Origin of the sequence: Sphaerothrix gracilis Ecp01 (assembly GCF_030405905.1) — a bacterium.
Taxonomy (GTDB): domain Bacteria; phylum Cyanobacteriota; class Cyanobacteriia; order Phormidesmidales; family Phormidesmidaceae; genus Sphaerothrix; species Sphaerothrix gracilis.
In genome coordinates this window covers 128,925-143,021 of the sequence record NZ_JASATW010000005.1, presented here as the reverse complement: position 1 = coordinate 143,021, position 14,097 = coordinate 128,925, and the positions used below count along the sequence as shown (strand labels likewise).

The following is a 14,097-nucleotide window of genomic DNA, read 5'->3' as shown; positions in this document are numbered from 1 at the left end:
TAAATTAACGGGCTGCGCCAGCTAGAGCCGGTTCGCGGGCCGGGCTGACCCGAATTTGACCGTCATCGTCTACGTCTAGCAGCGCGGTATCGCCGTCTTCCAGCTCACCTGCCAGAATTGCTTCAGCCAAATTGTCCTCAATCAGGCGGGCGATCGCGCGGCGCATCGGTCTAGCCCCGTAGCTAGGATCGTAACCCTCCGTGATCAGCCGCTCTTTGAAGGCTGCGCTGAGCTGCAGGGTAATCTGGCGATCGCTGAGGCGCTTCTCTACCTCACGGGTCATAAGCTCGGCAATTTCGATGACTTCATCGCGGTTAAGCTGACGGAAGACGATAATTTCGTCTAAACGATTCAGCATTTCTGGGCGGAAGAACTGCTTTAGCTCCTCATTGACCAGATTGCGGATGCGATGATACTGGGCCGTAGCTGAATCTTCAAAGCCCAGCTCAAAGCCAAGACCGCCGCCCCCTTTCTCAATCACCTTAGAGCCAATATTGGAGGTCATGATCAGCAGCGTATTCTTAAAGCTGACGACACGACCTTTGGCATCGCTGAGGCGACCGTCATCTAGCACCTGCAGCAGAATGTTAAACACATCCGGGTGCGCTTTCTCAATTTCGTCCAGCAGAATGACGGTGTAGGGCCGACGCCGTACTGCCTCTGTGAGCTGACCGCCCTCGTCATAGCCGACATATCCCGGCGGGGAGCCAATCAGCTTAGACACTGTATGGCCTTCCATAAATTCGGACATATCTAGACGAATCATGGCCTCTTCAGCCCCGAAGACGGCTGTTGCTAGGGCTTTAGCTAGTTCCGTCTTACCCACGCCAGTAGGGCCGGAGAAGAACAGGCTAGCAATGGGGCGATCGGGGCTAGCTAGACCAACACGGGCGCGGCGAATGGCGCGAGAAACCGCAACCACAGCCTCTTCTTGACCAATCAGCCGCTCATGCAGCGTATCTTCTAGGTGCAGCAGCATGGCGGACTCAGACTCGGTGAGCTGATTGACGGGAACGCCTGTCCAGGAAGAGACAATGTCAGCAATGTCTTCCATGTCCACCGTGGGCCGCTCGGCGTTATTGATTTCGCCTTCTGCCTCCATTAGCTCTTGCAGCAGATCCTGCTGGCGATCGCGCAGCTCAGTTGCCTTCGTGAAGTCTTGCACCTGTACGGCATTGTCTAGATCTTGCTTAGCCTGCCGCAGCGCCCGCTTGATTTCTTTCTTGGCAGTGGGCCGGGTATGACGCAGGCGCACACGTGAACCCGCTTCATCGATCAGGTCAATGGCTTTGTCGGGCAGGTGGCGATCGCTGATGTAGCGATCAGAAAGCTTGGCAGCCGCCTCTAAAGCGTCATCAGAAATCAGCAGATTGTGGAACTGCTCGTAGCGTCCCCGCAGCCCTTCCAAAATTTCCAGGGTTTCTTCAACGGAAGGCGGAGCCACCATCACAGACTGAAAGCGACGCTCTAGAGCCGCATCACGCTCGATGTGCTTGCGGTACTCATCTAGGGTAGTGGCACCAATGCACTGCAGTTCGCCTCTGGCCAATGCAGGCTTTAGCATATTAGCCGCATCCATGCCGCCATCGAGAGAACCGGCTCCAACGAGGGTGTGAATTTCGTCAATCACTAGAATGACGTTGGGGTCTTGGCGTACTTCCGCAATAATCTGGGTGAGACGCTCTTCAAAGTCGCCCCGGAAACGAGTCCCGGAAACCACTAAGCCCATATCGAGGCTGATGACCCGTTTTTCTAGCAGGCTCTCCGGTACGTCCTGATTGACGATGCGCTGAGCCAAGCCTTCAGCGATCGCGGTTTTACCCACGCCGGGCTCACCCACAAGCACCGGGTTATTCTTCGTGCGGCGGCCCAAAATTTGGATAACGCGCTCAATTTCTTTGTGACGGCCCACGACCGGGTCAATCTTGCCATCAGCGGCTTGCTGGGTTAGGTCGTTGCCAAACTCCTCTAAAGCCTTACCTTTAGAGCGCTGGGGGGACTGCTGGAACATGCCGCGACGGCTGGGAGCCCCTGCAGGGGCTGCCGCTGCTGCTTCTCCCAGAGACTGAATCAGCCGGGTGCGAATATCAGCCGGATTAGCGCCTAAATTATTCAGCACCTTGTAGGCCACACTCTCGCCGCTTTGGGTCAGGCTGAGCAGAATGTGGGCTGGCTCAATATAGGGGTGATCGAGCTTACGAGCTTCCTGAAATGCCTGCTCGAAAACTTGCTTAACTTTAGGGGTGAAGGGAACTTCTGCCGGCACTTTGCCTTTGCCCCGACCAATAATGGCCTCAACTTCTTTGCGAGCTTCCGGCAGGGCCACGCCAACGTCGTCTAAAACTTTAGCGGCAACGCTTGTACCTTCCTTCAGGAGTCCTAGCAATAGCTGCTCTGTGCCGACAAAGCTGTGGCCGAGGGCGCGAGCCTCTTCTTGCGCTCTTAGGATGACAGCGATCGCTGTGTTGGTAAACCGTTCAAACATGTTGTCTATCCTCTACCAGAATGTGTAAGCTCTCGCATCCTTTGAGAGCTGTAAGAAGCGCTGTTGATTGCATTGTCTTCAACGCCGTCATGAAACCTGTTAACTTATATTTCCTGTCTTGATTGTCAATGTAACGATAAATGTGGGCAATTGGCAGTGAGGAGAGCCGAAGCAAGGCGAGTAGGGTCAGGATTTGCGGAGTTTTTTACAAACTTACTGAGCGATCGCTTTTCAGCACAGGTTACGTCCTACCTGAGAAGTATTTACACAATTTAACATTATCTGTTAACTTGAATTCACACAAATGCAGCCCGGTGAAGCTGAGGGGCTACGTTGCCCTATCTTCAGGGCTTTTAGAGGTCAAAAATTGAAGCGTCAAGGTTAGTCATGTTTACGCCAACTCACACATTAGTTTCTCGCAGTCGCCGGATCCCAGTTCGATTAGCTCGCGGCAATCAGCGTTTTCTCATTTTCACTGAGCAAGAATGGGCGCAAAAGAAAAAGCCCGCCTTTGAAATGCACCCAAAGCTAGGGGTTTTCTGCAAGGGTGTTCAGGTCTTGGGCTATCACCTAGAACCTCATGAAACGCAGCAGCGCAGCAGCAAAGCCGTCACGACTTCGGCAACCGCTTAACTTTCGTTACCGACTGCAACATGGGCAGCAGAAAATTTTGGTAAGCAGGCCGCCTACAGCTAGGTGAGAGCTGCTGGCCATAGCGGGCAACAAGCTGAGCTGATTTAGCCTTTACCAACAGGGCGATCGCGCCACGGGAGCAACGTCCTGTGGCGCAGCCGAGCGAACCTAATGAAAAGCAGAGCGGTAGCCAAGCAGCGAGCTTAGTGGTGCGTTCCTGCCAGCTGTCCTCGAATTGCTCCGTCCGGATACTGCGGATTGTGAACCTGAACGTAGAAGTCGTCAGGGTTGTCCAGGATGCGCTGAACAATACCGGCTTCCCCAGTCGGAAATTTGCCTTCTTCTCCCTCAGTCAGGCAGTCAGCGGCATTGCCATCCTCAGGGCCAGCCAGGGCAGCTACAACGGAGCCATTTTCGCCCATTGCCCCTTCATGGATGTGCGCGGCTATGCCTTCACCCACAGGCACAAGCTGGATCCCGGCGACTTCCAGGGTGTAGCAGAGGGTCGTTTCATCTCCATCAATGCCGAAGACATAAGCCTCGCCTGTACCAGTAATATCTCCAACTATTTCGTCACTGATAGCAGCACTGCCAACAACCGCACTGCCATCTAAGTCTGCTGACAGCAGCGTATTGGTATGCCCCGCGCGAGCAACGTGCCCGACGCCAAATGCTAGCGCCAGAGTGCCGCCGACAAGGCCAAAAGTTTGCATTTTTTTCTGCATATTTTTCATGTCCAGCTAATGCTTTGATAACTCTAAAGGTGAACAGAACCGATCCGCATCCATTGCGGCCAAGTTCTAAGAGTATTACGGATTCAAGGCTAATTTGGATGCATTTTGCTACATAAACCAGAGATTGCCGATAGAAGCTGGAGATTGCGGCGTATTTCTCAGGCTTTCGGCCTTGCCGCTATAGCAGCTAGCACAGATCGGTTTATTTGCTGTATCCGTCAGCAACTTAGATCCCAGCCTGACGGCCCAACCCTGACCAGTTTTGCAGCACCCGTCCGTTTAGGGTCTGTCCCAGCCAGGGGGTGTTGGCAGAAAGTGATTTCAGCCTCTTTTCGGTTACTGCCCAGGCAACCTGCGGCTCAAACAGAATAGCCTCCAAAGGCTGGTCAACCGCTAAGGTAGGGGGTGCCTGGGTGAGACAGTTGGCTGGCTGCTGGCTGAGGCTAGCCCAAAGCTGCAGGGCTGACCACTGCCCAGAGGCGACAAATCGCTGCCAAAGGATAGGCAAGACCAGCTCTAAACCAATCACGCCGGGGGGAGCTAGGGCAAAGGGAACCGTCTTCTCTTCGTAAGTATAGGGAGTGTGATCAACCGCGATCGCATCGATTGTCCCGGTTTGTACTCCCTCAATCAAAGCCTGCTGGTCAGCCGGCGTGCCTAAAGGCGGATCAAGGCGCAGATTTGGGTCATAAGTTGCTAAATCGGCGGTGCTGAACAGCAGATGCATCCAGGTCGTACTGGCCGTAATGGGGAATCTGGCTGCCTTAGCTTGGGCAATCAACGCCACGCTGCGGGCCGTTGAAACCCGCATGATATGAACCGGCGTGCCTGTTGCAGCAACGCATTCTAGCAGCGCCGCTAAGGCCGTTGTTTCAGCGATCGCCGGTATTCCGGGCAGCCCCAATCGCAGGGCATCTATGCCTTCGCGTGCCGCCCCGCCCGTCAGAGTTTGGCTACAGGGCCAAAGAGCAATTGGCTTCTGCAAGGGCTGAGCATATTCCAGCAGCCGTCGCAGCAGCAGCCAGTGATCGAGCGGGCGATTGTCGGTGAAACCCACTACGTCGGCGGCAGCCAGCTCGACGAGATCACTCATCTGCTGGCCCTGAGCGGCAACGGTCAGCGCTCCCCAGGGAAACAGGCCGGGTGTTTTAAGCTGGGCGATCGCGGCTGGGTTGTCAGCTACAGGCTGGGTGGTGGGCAGCAGCCCCACGCGGGTAAATCCGCCAGCGGCGGCGGCCTGCTGCAGAGAGCTTAGGGTTTCACGCGATTCAAACCCCGGTTCGCCGCTATGACTGTACAAGTCCACTAGCCCTGGGGCAAACAGCTTGCCCCGTCCGTCTATTACCTCGGCGGATTCAGAGGAGGGCAACTGAGAGGCGATCGCCTGCAAAACTCCCGCCTCAATCAGAACGTCTGCAATCTGATCCGTTTGGCTCACCGGATCAAGAACGCGCACCTGCTGAATCAGCGTTGTGGTCATCGACTGCCTAAAGCGCCCCGGCTGCAGTGCGATCGAAAATGCTATCGAATAGGTGAGTGGTAATGTTAGAAGCGCTCAACACGGGCTGGCTATCAACGCCATCGGGATAGTCAATCACGCTCACTGCCCCGTTGCCCTGCTTGAAGCACCAGAAATGATCCGGGCCTAGCCCTACTACGTGGCACAAAATCGCCTTGTTCACAGCGTCGTGGGCTGACACCATTACCGTCACGGGGGCAGAGGCATTGCTGTGGTCAGCGACAATTTGCTGCCAGCCAGCGATCGCTCTATGCCACACCTGCTCTAGATTTTCTCCCCCTTCTCCTGGCATCTGCACGGTTTCGGGAGCGCTTTGCCACTGGGCCAGCAGGCCGGGATAGCCCGTCTCGATTTCGGCTTCTAGCTTGCCTTCCCACTCGCCATGCCCAATTTCTTTCAGTCGATCTTCTAGCCCCAGAGTGAGATGGGGATGGTGCTTAAGGATAGCTTCCGCTGTGGCTTTAGGACGCAGGAGCGGACTGGTAACAGCCGCGTCAAGCCGAATCGACTTCAGAAACTCAGCCGCTTTTTCGGCCTGAGCAATGCCGTTCTCATTCAGCGGAATATCAATTTGACCCTGAAAACGTTTTTGTCGATTCCATTCGGTTTCGCCGTGGCGCACTAGCAGCAGCCGCGGGCCTTTGTGCCGCGATCGCATAGTCGGCAGCGGCTCCCCCATGTGGCTGGTGATATTCATCGACTCTAGCTGCACCGGATCGCCCCAGTCACCTGTAAAGTTCAAAATACTGATGCCACAGTTGGCCTGATGCAGGCTATTTTGGCGTTCTGGGCCAAGATCTAAGGCGGTGCCAATCAGGGCGCGGTTGATAGCACTGTGAGCCACCAGCAAAACGGTCTGCCCCTGATGCTTACTGAGCAAAAACTGCCAAAATCGCCGGGCCTGCTCAAATAGCGATCGCACCGGGTAGAAGTCTGCCTCTGCGCCAGAGTCATCTGGAACGGGCATTTTGAGCGTTTCTGGCTGCGATCGCCAGGCCCTAAATTCTGCCGGATACTGGGCTTCAGCGTCCTTGAAGCTCATCCCCTCCCACAGGGGCAGGCTGATTTCCCGCAGATCCGCGTCCAGGGTGGGATTAGGAATTGTAGGGGTCTGCGATCGCAGTACCTCAACAATCAGTTCGGCAGTGTGACTAGCTCGCTGCAGCGGACTGGCATACACGGCCTGGAAGGGAATGCCTAGCAGAGCCGAGCCAACTTTACGGGCCTGCTGCTGGCCCAGCTCGGTGAGGCCAGAATCATCGCAGTGGCCTTGAATTCGCCTCTGGGCGTTGTAAGTGCTTTGACCATGACGGACAAGAACGACGCGGGTTTTCAGGGGTCTATCCTCTCGGTTGCTCAGCCGTCAAGATTCTACCGTGATGTGGTCGCTTGCCATCACCTGATAGAACACAATCCTGGAACCACTAGAAAACGGTGTCATAATGCTCAGAGAAACATGCCGACAGAACGGTTTTGCCTAGGGCTAAGAGTAGCTATGACTTTGATTAAACGGATTGTGCTGATTTTACTGAGCGCAGTCGTGGCGATCGCTATTGCGTCTTCTTTGCTGAGCAGTCTCAATAAGCCCCAGGTGACCACCCGCTTACAGCTCTATCAAACCGATTTGCTGCTACAGGCAACAGAGTGGCAGGGCGAAGAGATTGACGCTGATCCAGCGGAGGTCAAAGGTCTAAGGCAGGCGCTGCTGGGCAAAAATCCGATTGAAACCACGCTGAAGCAGTACAGCGAAGTCAAAGCAGAGGCCGAAAATAACCTCTCTCAGTCTCAGTCTCAGCTTGCTAAACTTCTGCCTGATAGCGTTGCCGAGGCCGCAGCCGCTCGCCCCAGTCAGCTCCAGGCTGCGATTGAACAGCAGACGCGCTTAGTGCAGCAGCTCGATCTGCGTTTGGGCCTGCTGAAAGCGAAGGAAGGGGAGACGGCAGAGGCGATCGCCACTTGGCAAAACTTAGCTGATTCTGGCGGAGAGCTGGGTGAGACGGCTGATGTGCTAGCCGGACTATGGCAGCAACCGGCCGATGCCTCAGCCACGGCTGAACCCCTACTGCGGCAAAACTTAGATAGCTGGTTTCGTTTCCGAGCGCTAGAGCGTCTGTACAGGCTGCAGGAACGGGAAACCGATTTGAGCCAACTACTGGCAAATGAGCAAGTCGTGGCCCAAAAAACCCTGGTCAAACTGGCGCTGATCGGCACGGTGCCCGTGATTGGCTGTGTTCTGGGCGCGGCTTTGTTGCTGTTTGTGGTGGTGCAGCGCTTTGTCAGCGGTAAGACAGCGATTCTGGCCCACAATGCAGAACTGACCTGGGAAACCCCCTGGACGGCAGAAACTATCTGGCAGGTGTTGATCGTGGGCTTCTTCTTCACGGGGCAAATTTTCCTGCCGCTGCTGTTGGGCGGATTAGGCATCAATGCTCTGGCGTTGGGCAGCCGAGGCCGGGCGCTCTATGCCATGTCTTACTATTTATTGATGGCGGCCATTGGCATTGGTGTTTTGTTTCTGTCGGTGCGTAGCTATCGTCCCCTGCCCCAAGGCTGGTTTCGCTTCCGTTGGGACGGTAACTGGTGGAAGTGGGGACTAGGGGGTTACCTGGTGGCGCTGCCGCTGATGATTGGCGTCTCAGTGCTGAATCAGCAGCTCTGGCAGGGGCAGGGTGGCTCAAATCCGCTGTTGCAGACCGTTTTGGAAGAGAGCGATCAGATCTCGCTGCTGATCTTTTTCCTGACCGCCGCCGTCGCGGCACCGCTGTTTGAAGAGGTCTTGTTTCGCGGCTTTCTGCTGCCCTCGCTGACGCGCTATATGCCTGTTTGGGGAGCGATCGCGCTCAGCAGCTTCATTTTTGCGGCGGCTCACCTCAGCCTGTCCGAAGTGATACCGCTGATGACGTTAGGGGCAATTTTAGGCTTTGTCTATACGCGATCGCGCAGCCTGCTGGCCCCCATGCTGCTGCACAGCCTCTGGAATGGCGCGACGATGATTGGCTTACTGCTCTTAGGTAGCGCAACGTAAAAGAAACATTGCAATTTTGCCCTCTCATCCCGCCAGGTGAATACACTGGACTGGCTGAAATGACACCTTATTTCTAAGGAGCAAGACTGATGGCAAGTCGCAAAGTGATGATTAAAAGCCTAGATATTTTATCCGTAGGTAAAATTCAGGCTCTAATCCTGGCGGTATTTGGATTTATTCTGGGTGCTTTCTTTGCTTTGATGTCTTTGTCGATGGGAAGCTCAGTCGGCAATAGCCCAATGGCAGGCATGATGGGGGGCATTGGCGCTATTATTTTTATCCCCATTGTCTACGCCATCATTGGTTTTATTGGCGGTATTATCACCGCCGTCATTTACAACCTGGCGGCTTCGGCTATTGGCGGCATTGAAATGGAGTTTAACTATACCAACGATCAGCTCTAAAGGGCCAGGCAGCCGTATAGTTAGGCGAAGAGACAATATTTAAGCAGGCTGCATAGCCGCCACCAGTTCAAGCTCAAATCCGTATAGAACGCTTTGCATTGGGTCAAACGAACTGCTATGAAACTTCGTCAGTGGGCGATCGCCCTAGTTTTGATTCTGGCTACCCTCACAGGCATTATTAGCCTGCAGGCTCCCGCTCCGGCTCAGACTCAGCCAACTTTAGAATCTGCCGAACTGACGCTGCGAGAGCTAGGGGAGGGGGTTTATGGCCTGATTGCCAGCACTGACTTTCCGCCTGCTAATCCGGGCGCGGCAATTTGCAATGGCGGTATTGTGATCGGCTCTGAGGGGGTACTGGTAGTCGATCCGTTTCAGAGTGACGACCTGGCTGACCTGATGTTTGAGACGGTGGCCACTCTCACCGACCAGCCTATCCGCTACGTCGTCAACACCCACTATCACTTTGATCACTCCGGTGGCAACGCCGCGGCGGCAGCCAAAGATTACGCCATTCTAGGGCGCGGCCCCATCCGCGAGTTCATGCTTAGCCGCAATCTGGAGATGGATCCCAATGCTACGCCCCCCGGCGTAATTGTCAACGGCGAGGGCGAAATCTGGCTGGGCGATCGCCAAGTCAATTTCACCGAGTTTGACGGTCACTCTGGCGGCACCGACCTGATTGTTTATGTGCCTGACGTAGACGTGCTGATGACGGGTGATTTAGTGTTCAACCGGCGGATTCCCTATTTAGCAGACGGCAATATTCGCACCCTACAGTCCACCCTGGAGCAGCTCGCAGCCGACTACAGCACGGCTCGTATCCTGCCAGGACACGGGCCAGTCACCGACCGCACTGGCCTCGACGCTTTCGGCAGCTACCTCGATGACCTAGCAGCCTTCGCCCTGAGTTGGGAAGTTCAGGAGCTATCACAGGCAGAAGCGATCGCCCAAACTCCCCTGCCCGATCAGTACGAAGACTATCTATTTCAGGATCTCTTTCCCGGCAACTTAGAAGTCGCCTACCAGCAACTCACCTTGGGCTATGACGACGCCGCTGCCATTGAGCAGTATTTTCAAGCCCAAGCCTCTAAACTGAAGGCGCTGTAGCCGCCCTAGCCCATGACCAAGCCGCTGCGGGCTGGCAGGCTAAGCCTCAGGGTTTTCTCGCACCATTCTCCTTCCCCAGAACCATACAAGACGGTTTGGGGGAAGTTATCTGAAGCTAGCTGAGACTTGGACAGCTCTACTACGGCGGCGGTTTCCCCTGCATTTACCGCCACCAGTACGGTTTCTGTTGGCAGCGATCGCTCAAACACATAGCACAGCCCCTCAGTAGCCACTACCTGGTAGGTGCCCGTTCTTAATGCCGGATGCCGATGTCGCAGGGCAATCAGGGTTTTGTGAGTTGCCAGTAAGTCCGAGTTCCAGTCTTTTTCCGGCGGAAATCCCCGCCGATTTTCAGGATCCATGCCGCCGACAAGGCCCACTTCGTCGCCGTAGTAAATGCAGGGAGTCCCCGGAAAGGTCATCTGCAATAGCAAAGCCAGATTGTAGCTGGCGGCGTCTTCGGCCACCACCGTCGCGGCGCGGGGAACGTCATGGCTAGAGAGGAGGTTGAGCTGAGCTAGCTGAATTTCCCAGGGATAGAGGTCGAGGAGGTGCTGCATTTTGGCGGCATAGCCGGCTGCGTCTAGGGCCGGATAGGGATAGTATTCAGGCGCTTCTACATGCTCCATCACGACGCGATCGCCCGCTGTAAAAGCCAGGGTCGGCCCGGTGAAGAGGTAGTTCATCACGGCGTCAAACTGGGTACCGTCGAGCCATTGCCGCGCATCTGTCCAGATTTCCCCCACGATGTAGGCATCGGGATTAATAGCTTTGACGCGATCGCGAAACTCTTGCCAAAAGCCCTCGACCTCCACTTCAGCCGGGACATCTAAGCGCCAGCCGTCAATCCCCTGCTCAATCCAGTATTCGGCAATCTGCATAATGTACTCCCGCACTGCCGGATTGCTGTGACGAAACTGGGGTAAGGCTCGGTTATCAACCCAGCTAATATAGTTAGCCGGTAGCGAACCGTCGTAGGCAGATAAGGGCCATTGATCGACCTGAAACCATTCTAGCCAGGGAGAATGCGGCCCATTTTCTAGAATGTCATTGAAGAAAAAGAATCCCCGGCTAGCGTGATTAAAAACGCCATCTAAAACCACTTTCAGATCGCGCTGGTGAGCGGCTGCCAAAAAGTCCGCGAACGCTTCGTTGCCTCCTAGAAGCGGATCAACCTGGTAGTAATCGTGGGTGTGATAGCGATGATTGCTGGGAGAGCGGAAAATCGGGGTCAGATAAAGCGCCGTAATGCCCAAATCTTTCAGGTAGTCGAGCTTATCAATTGCCCCCCAGAGATCGCCCCCTTTATAGCCCGTCAGCGTAGGCGTTGCATTCCAAGGCTCCAGAGTAACGGCCATCTCAGGCTTATTGTGAACTCGATGGGTGCGGGCAAAACGGTCTGGGAAAATTTGGTAAAAGACCGCATGTTTGACCCAATCGGGCGTTTGGACATCCATCTACTTTCTACCCCTACACTTCTACTCGTTTCTACTGGTTAGACTAACGAGATAGGGGGGCTTTCAGCAAAACTGAGCCAGAACAGTTAGTCCCAAACCTGCCCTTCCTGCGTTTTTGATATTTTGTTAGCGGCCTGAGTCAAGGCTCTCTAGTAGCTTCAACGGCGGCTGCCAGCGGTAGTGGTTTAGATTGATTCTGCCGCCCTGATCAAATACAACGCCTTCAGCTTCTAAGAGATCTTTTTGCAGATAGTCAGTGCCATTGCGCAAAGGAGAGTGGGAGACTTCTCCTTTAGCATTGACCACCCGCTGCCAGGGAACATCAGCGGCAGCCGTCACCCGGTACAACGCATAGCCAACTAAGCGAGGCTTGCCAAATAGCCCCGCCAGTTCAGCCACCTGCCCGTAGGTAGCGACTTGCCCCGCCGGAATCTGTCGCACAATTTCATAAATGCGCTCGTAAACAGACATTTATTCAGGCTGGGTAGCGCAGGTAATGACCTGGACTGACTCGTCCGCACAGTCGGCAGTTTTGAAGCACAGCGGGCAGTGCAGTACGATCAGCGATCGCCCCGCCACCGGCACGACATCAGACTTGCCGTAGACTGGCCCCTCCGGGATGAAGCCGCCAGCCTTCGTGTCGAGCGTTACCTGCCAAGACTGCTGCTGGAGAGTTGAGGGAATGGCAAACTCGACTAAGTCTGGCTGGGCATTAAAGAACAGCAAGAAGCTGTCGTCTACCACCCGCTTCCCCTGAGCGTTGGGCGTTCTCAGTTCTTCACCGTTAAGGAAAACGCCAATCGCCTTAGCGGAATGTTCGTGCCAGTCGTCATCTCGCACTTCTGTCCCGTCTGGGTTAAACCAGCCAATGTCGCTGACGCCAGAGCCGTGAATTTCCCGCCCTTGAAACCAGTCCCGCCGACAGAAAACCGGATGTTGATGGCGGAACTGAATTAGCTGCCGGGTAAACTCCAGCAGCTCTAGGTTTTCCGCCCGTAGGTTCCAGTCAAACCAGGAAATTTCATTGTCTTGGCAGTAGCCGTTATTATTGCCCTGCTGCGATCGCCCGAATTCATCCCCCCCTAGCATCATAGGTACGCCCTGAGAGAGAATCAGCGTTGTTAACAGGTTGCGCTGCTGTCGCAGCCGTAGCTGTATGATCTCTGGATCCTCTGTGGGACCTTCCTCACCGCAGTTCCAAGAGCGATTGTGGCTTTCCCCATCACGGTTATCTTCGCCGTTAGCTTCGTTGTGCTTTTCGTTGTAGCTAACGAGATCCCGCAGGGTAAAGCCATCGTGACAGGTGATAAAGTTAACGCTGGCATGGGGCAGCTTGCCGTTGAACTCGTAGAGATCGGAGCTGCCCGTCATCCGAAAAGCAAATTCACCGAGACGGCAGGGTTCATCTCGCCAAAAGTCGCGCATGGTGTCGCGGTACTTACCGTTCCACTCTGACCACAGCAGCGGAAAATTACCCACCTGATAGCCGCCTTCACCCAGATCCCAGGGTTCGGCAATCAGCTTCGTTACCGACAGCACCGGGTCTTGGTGGATGATGTCGAAAAAGGCGGCTAGGCTATCTACCTCGTACAGTTCTCGCGCCAGAGCCGAGGCTAAATCAAAGCGGAAGCCGTCTACGTGCATCTCCAGCACCCAGTAGCGCAGGCTGTCCATGATCAGCTTCAGAATTTGCGGATGCCGCACATTGAGAGAGTTGCCGCAGCCGGTAAAGTCAATGTAATAGCGGGGATCTTCCTCACTCAGACGGTAGTATACGGCGTTATCAATGCCGCGCAGGGTCAAGGTAGGGCCAAACTGGTTGCCCTCGCCTGTGTGGTTATATACCACGTCTAGAATGACTTCAATACCGGCCTTGTGCAGCGCTTTCACCATCTGCTTGAATTCCTGCACCTGCTGGCCGTGAATACCGGCAGCACTATAGCCGGAGTAAGGGGCAAAGTAGGCCAAAGAGTCATAGCCCCAGTAGTTGTGCAGCCCCGCCCCTACCAGATGGCCGGGATAGCGATTGAAGTGGTGAACCGGTAGCAGCTCAACAGCGGTGACGCCTAAAGACTGGAGATGGGCGATCGCGGCTGGGTGGCCCAAACCGGCGTAGGTGCCGCGCAGCTCTGGCGGAATATCGGGATGCTGCTGGGTAAACCCTTTAACGTGGGTTTCATAGATGATAGTGCGGTACCAGGGGGTTTCCGGAAAGCGATCGCCTTCCCAGTCAAAGCTGGGGTCGATGACGATGGCTTTGGGAATAAACTGGGCGTCGTCCTGCTTCGATCGCAGCAAATCGCAGTCTACATCCGGCATCTGCTCCACCGGATAGCCAAAAATCTCGCTGCTGTGGATGACATCCCCAGCGATCGCCTTAGCGTAGGGATCAATCAGCAGCTTATTGATATTGAAGCGATGGCCCTGCTCCGGCTGATGCGGCCCGTAAACCCGGAAGCCATAGCGCTGGCCAGGATGAATACCAGGAATATAGCAGTGCCAGACAAAATTGCTAACTTCAGGCAGCGGCACCCGCGTTTCCTGATCGGCTTCATCAAACAGACACAACTCTACTCGAATTGCATTTTCTGAAAACAGCGCAAAATTAGTTCCTTGACCATCCCAGGTGGCCCCCAGCGGGTGGGATTTACCGGGCCAAATTTGCAGCTCCATAAGGACTCCCACTAAACCAGCAACTCAAAGCTCTACAGGTATTTTAATGATTGCTTAAAA

General features: G+C 54.9%; 11 protein-coding genes. 4 read left to right on the top strand and 7 right to left on the bottom strand.

Features of this window, described 5'->3' with window-relative positions; translation table 11 throughout:
• Window positions 1-4 precede the first annotated feature (4 nt).
• Window positions 5-2,485, bottom strand: a complete 2,481-nt coding sequence (locus tag QJQ48_RS07065) for an ATP-dependent Clp protease ATP-binding subunit (RefSeq protein WP_346290506.1) — start codon at window positions 2,483-2,485, stop codon at window positions 5-7.
• Window positions 2,486-2,872: 387 nt separating this feature from the next.
• On the opposite strand from QJQ48_RS07065, the gene QJQ48_RS07060 reads away from it, so the two are divergent.
• Window positions 2,873-3,118 (top strand): hypothetical protein, encoded by a 246-nt coding sequence (locus QJQ48_RS07060; protein ID WP_346290505.1) that lies wholly within the window; start codon window positions 2,873-2,875, stop codon window positions 3,116-3,118.
• Between the two features lie 203 nt (window positions 3,119-3,321).
• On the opposite strand, the gene QJQ48_RS07055 is transcribed toward QJQ48_RS07060, so the two are convergent.
• From QJQ48_RS07055 to QJQ48_RS07045, 3 genes are all read right to left on the bottom strand, one after another.
• Window positions 3,322-3,843: a CHRD domain-containing protein gene (locus QJQ48_RS07055; RefSeq protein WP_346290504.1), complete on the bottom strand. Its 522-nt coding sequence runs from the start codon at window positions 3,841-3,843 to the stop codon at window positions 3,322-3,324.
• A 235-nt stretch (window positions 3,844-4,078) separates the two neighbouring features.
• Entirely contained in the window at window positions 4,079-5,332 is a 1,254-nt protein-coding gene (locus QJQ48_RS07050) for a dihydroorotase (protein WP_346290503.1), read from the bottom strand.
• A gap of 7 nt (window positions 5,333-5,339) precedes the next feature.
• Window positions 5,340-6,707, bottom strand: coding sequence for a histidine phosphatase family protein (locus tag QJQ48_RS07045; RefSeq protein WP_346290650.1), 1,368 nt, complete (start codon window positions 6,705-6,707; stop codon window positions 5,340-5,342).
• Between the two features lie 159 nt (window positions 6,708-6,866).
• On the opposite strand from QJQ48_RS07045, the gene QJQ48_RS07040 reads away from it, so the two are divergent.
• The 3 genes from QJQ48_RS07040 (at window position 6,867) to QJQ48_RS07030 (ending at window position 9,907) form a co-directional block, all read left to right on the top strand.
• On the top strand, window positions 6,867-8,396 hold the full coding sequence (locus QJQ48_RS07040) for a CPBP family intramembrane glutamic endopeptidase (protein ID WP_346290502.1): 1,530 nt from the start codon (window positions 6,867-6,869) through the stop codon (window positions 8,394-8,396).
• 89 nt (window positions 8,397-8,485) lie between these two features.
• A complete protein-coding gene (locus QJQ48_RS07035) occupies window positions 8,486-8,800 on the top strand; it encodes a hypothetical protein (protein WP_346290501.1) in 315 nt (104 codons plus the stop codon).
• A gap of 117 nt (window positions 8,801-8,917) precedes the next feature.
• Window positions 8,918-9,907: an MBL fold metallo-hydrolase gene (locus tag QJQ48_RS07030; protein ID WP_346290500.1), complete on the top strand. Its 990-nt coding sequence runs from the start codon at window positions 8,918-8,920 to the stop codon at window positions 9,905-9,907.
• Window positions 9,908-9,912: 5 nt separating this feature from the next.
• On the opposite strand, the gene QJQ48_RS07025 is transcribed toward QJQ48_RS07030, so the two are convergent.
• The 3 genes from QJQ48_RS07025 to glgX all read right to left on the bottom strand — a co-directional run bounded on the left by QJQ48_RS07025 (window position 9,913) and on the right by glgX (window position 14,037).
• Window positions 9,913-11,364 (bottom strand): glycoside hydrolase family 13 protein, encoded by a 1,452-nt coding sequence (locus tag QJQ48_RS07025; RefSeq protein WP_346290499.1) that lies wholly within the window; start codon window positions 11,362-11,364, stop codon window positions 9,913-9,915.
• A 126-nt stretch (window positions 11,365-11,490) separates the two neighbouring features.
• Window positions 11,491-11,835: an MGMT family protein gene (locus QJQ48_RS07020; RefSeq protein ID WP_346290498.1), complete on the bottom strand. Its 345-nt coding sequence runs from the start codon at window positions 11,833-11,835 to the stop codon at window positions 11,491-11,493.
• Window positions 11,836-14,037, bottom strand: coding sequence for a glycogen debranching protein GlgX (gene glgX / locus QJQ48_RS07015; RefSeq protein ID WP_346290497.1), 2,202 nt, complete (start codon window positions 14,035-14,037; stop codon window positions 11,836-11,838). It abuts the gene before it with no gap.
• Window positions 14,038-14,097 lie beyond the last annotated feature (60 nt).

Coding starts and splice junctions, on each gene's coding strand:
- QJQ48_RS07065 (WP_346290506.1), bottom strand. CDS start 2,485: ATGTTTGAACGGTTTACCAACACAGCGATCGCTGTCATCCTAAGAGCG.
- QJQ48_RS07060 (WP_346290505.1), top strand. CDS start 2,873: ATGTTTACGCCAACTCACACATTAGTTTCTCGCAGTCGCCGGATCCCA.
- QJQ48_RS07055 (WP_346290504.1), bottom strand. CDS start 3,843: ATGCAGAAAAAAATGCAAACTTTTGGCCTTGTCGGCGGCACTCTGGCG.
- QJQ48_RS07050 (WP_346290503.1), bottom strand. CDS start 5,332: ATGACCACAACGCTGATTCAGCAGGTGCGCGTTCTTGATCCGGTGAGC.
- QJQ48_RS07040 (WP_346290502.1), top strand. CDS start 6,867: ATGACTTTGATTAAACGGATTGTGCTGATTTTACTGAGCGCAGTCGTG.
- QJQ48_RS07035 (WP_346290501.1), top strand. CDS start 8,486: ATGGCAAGTCGCAAAGTGATGATTAAAAGCCTAGATATTTTATCCGTA.
- QJQ48_RS07030 (WP_346290500.1), top strand. CDS start 8,918: ATGAAACTTCGTCAGTGGGCGATCGCCCTAGTTTTGATTCTGGCTACC.
- QJQ48_RS07025 (WP_346290499.1), bottom strand. CDS start 11,364: ATGGATGTCCAAACGCCCGATTGGGTCAAACATGCGGTCTTTTACCAA.
- QJQ48_RS07020 (WP_346290498.1), bottom strand. CDS start 11,835: ATGTCTGTTTACGAGCGCATTTATGAAATTGTGCGACAGATTCCGGCG.
- glgX (WP_346290497.1), bottom strand. CDS start 14,037: ATGGAGCTGCAAATTTGGCCCGGTAAATCCCACCCGCTGGGGGCCACC.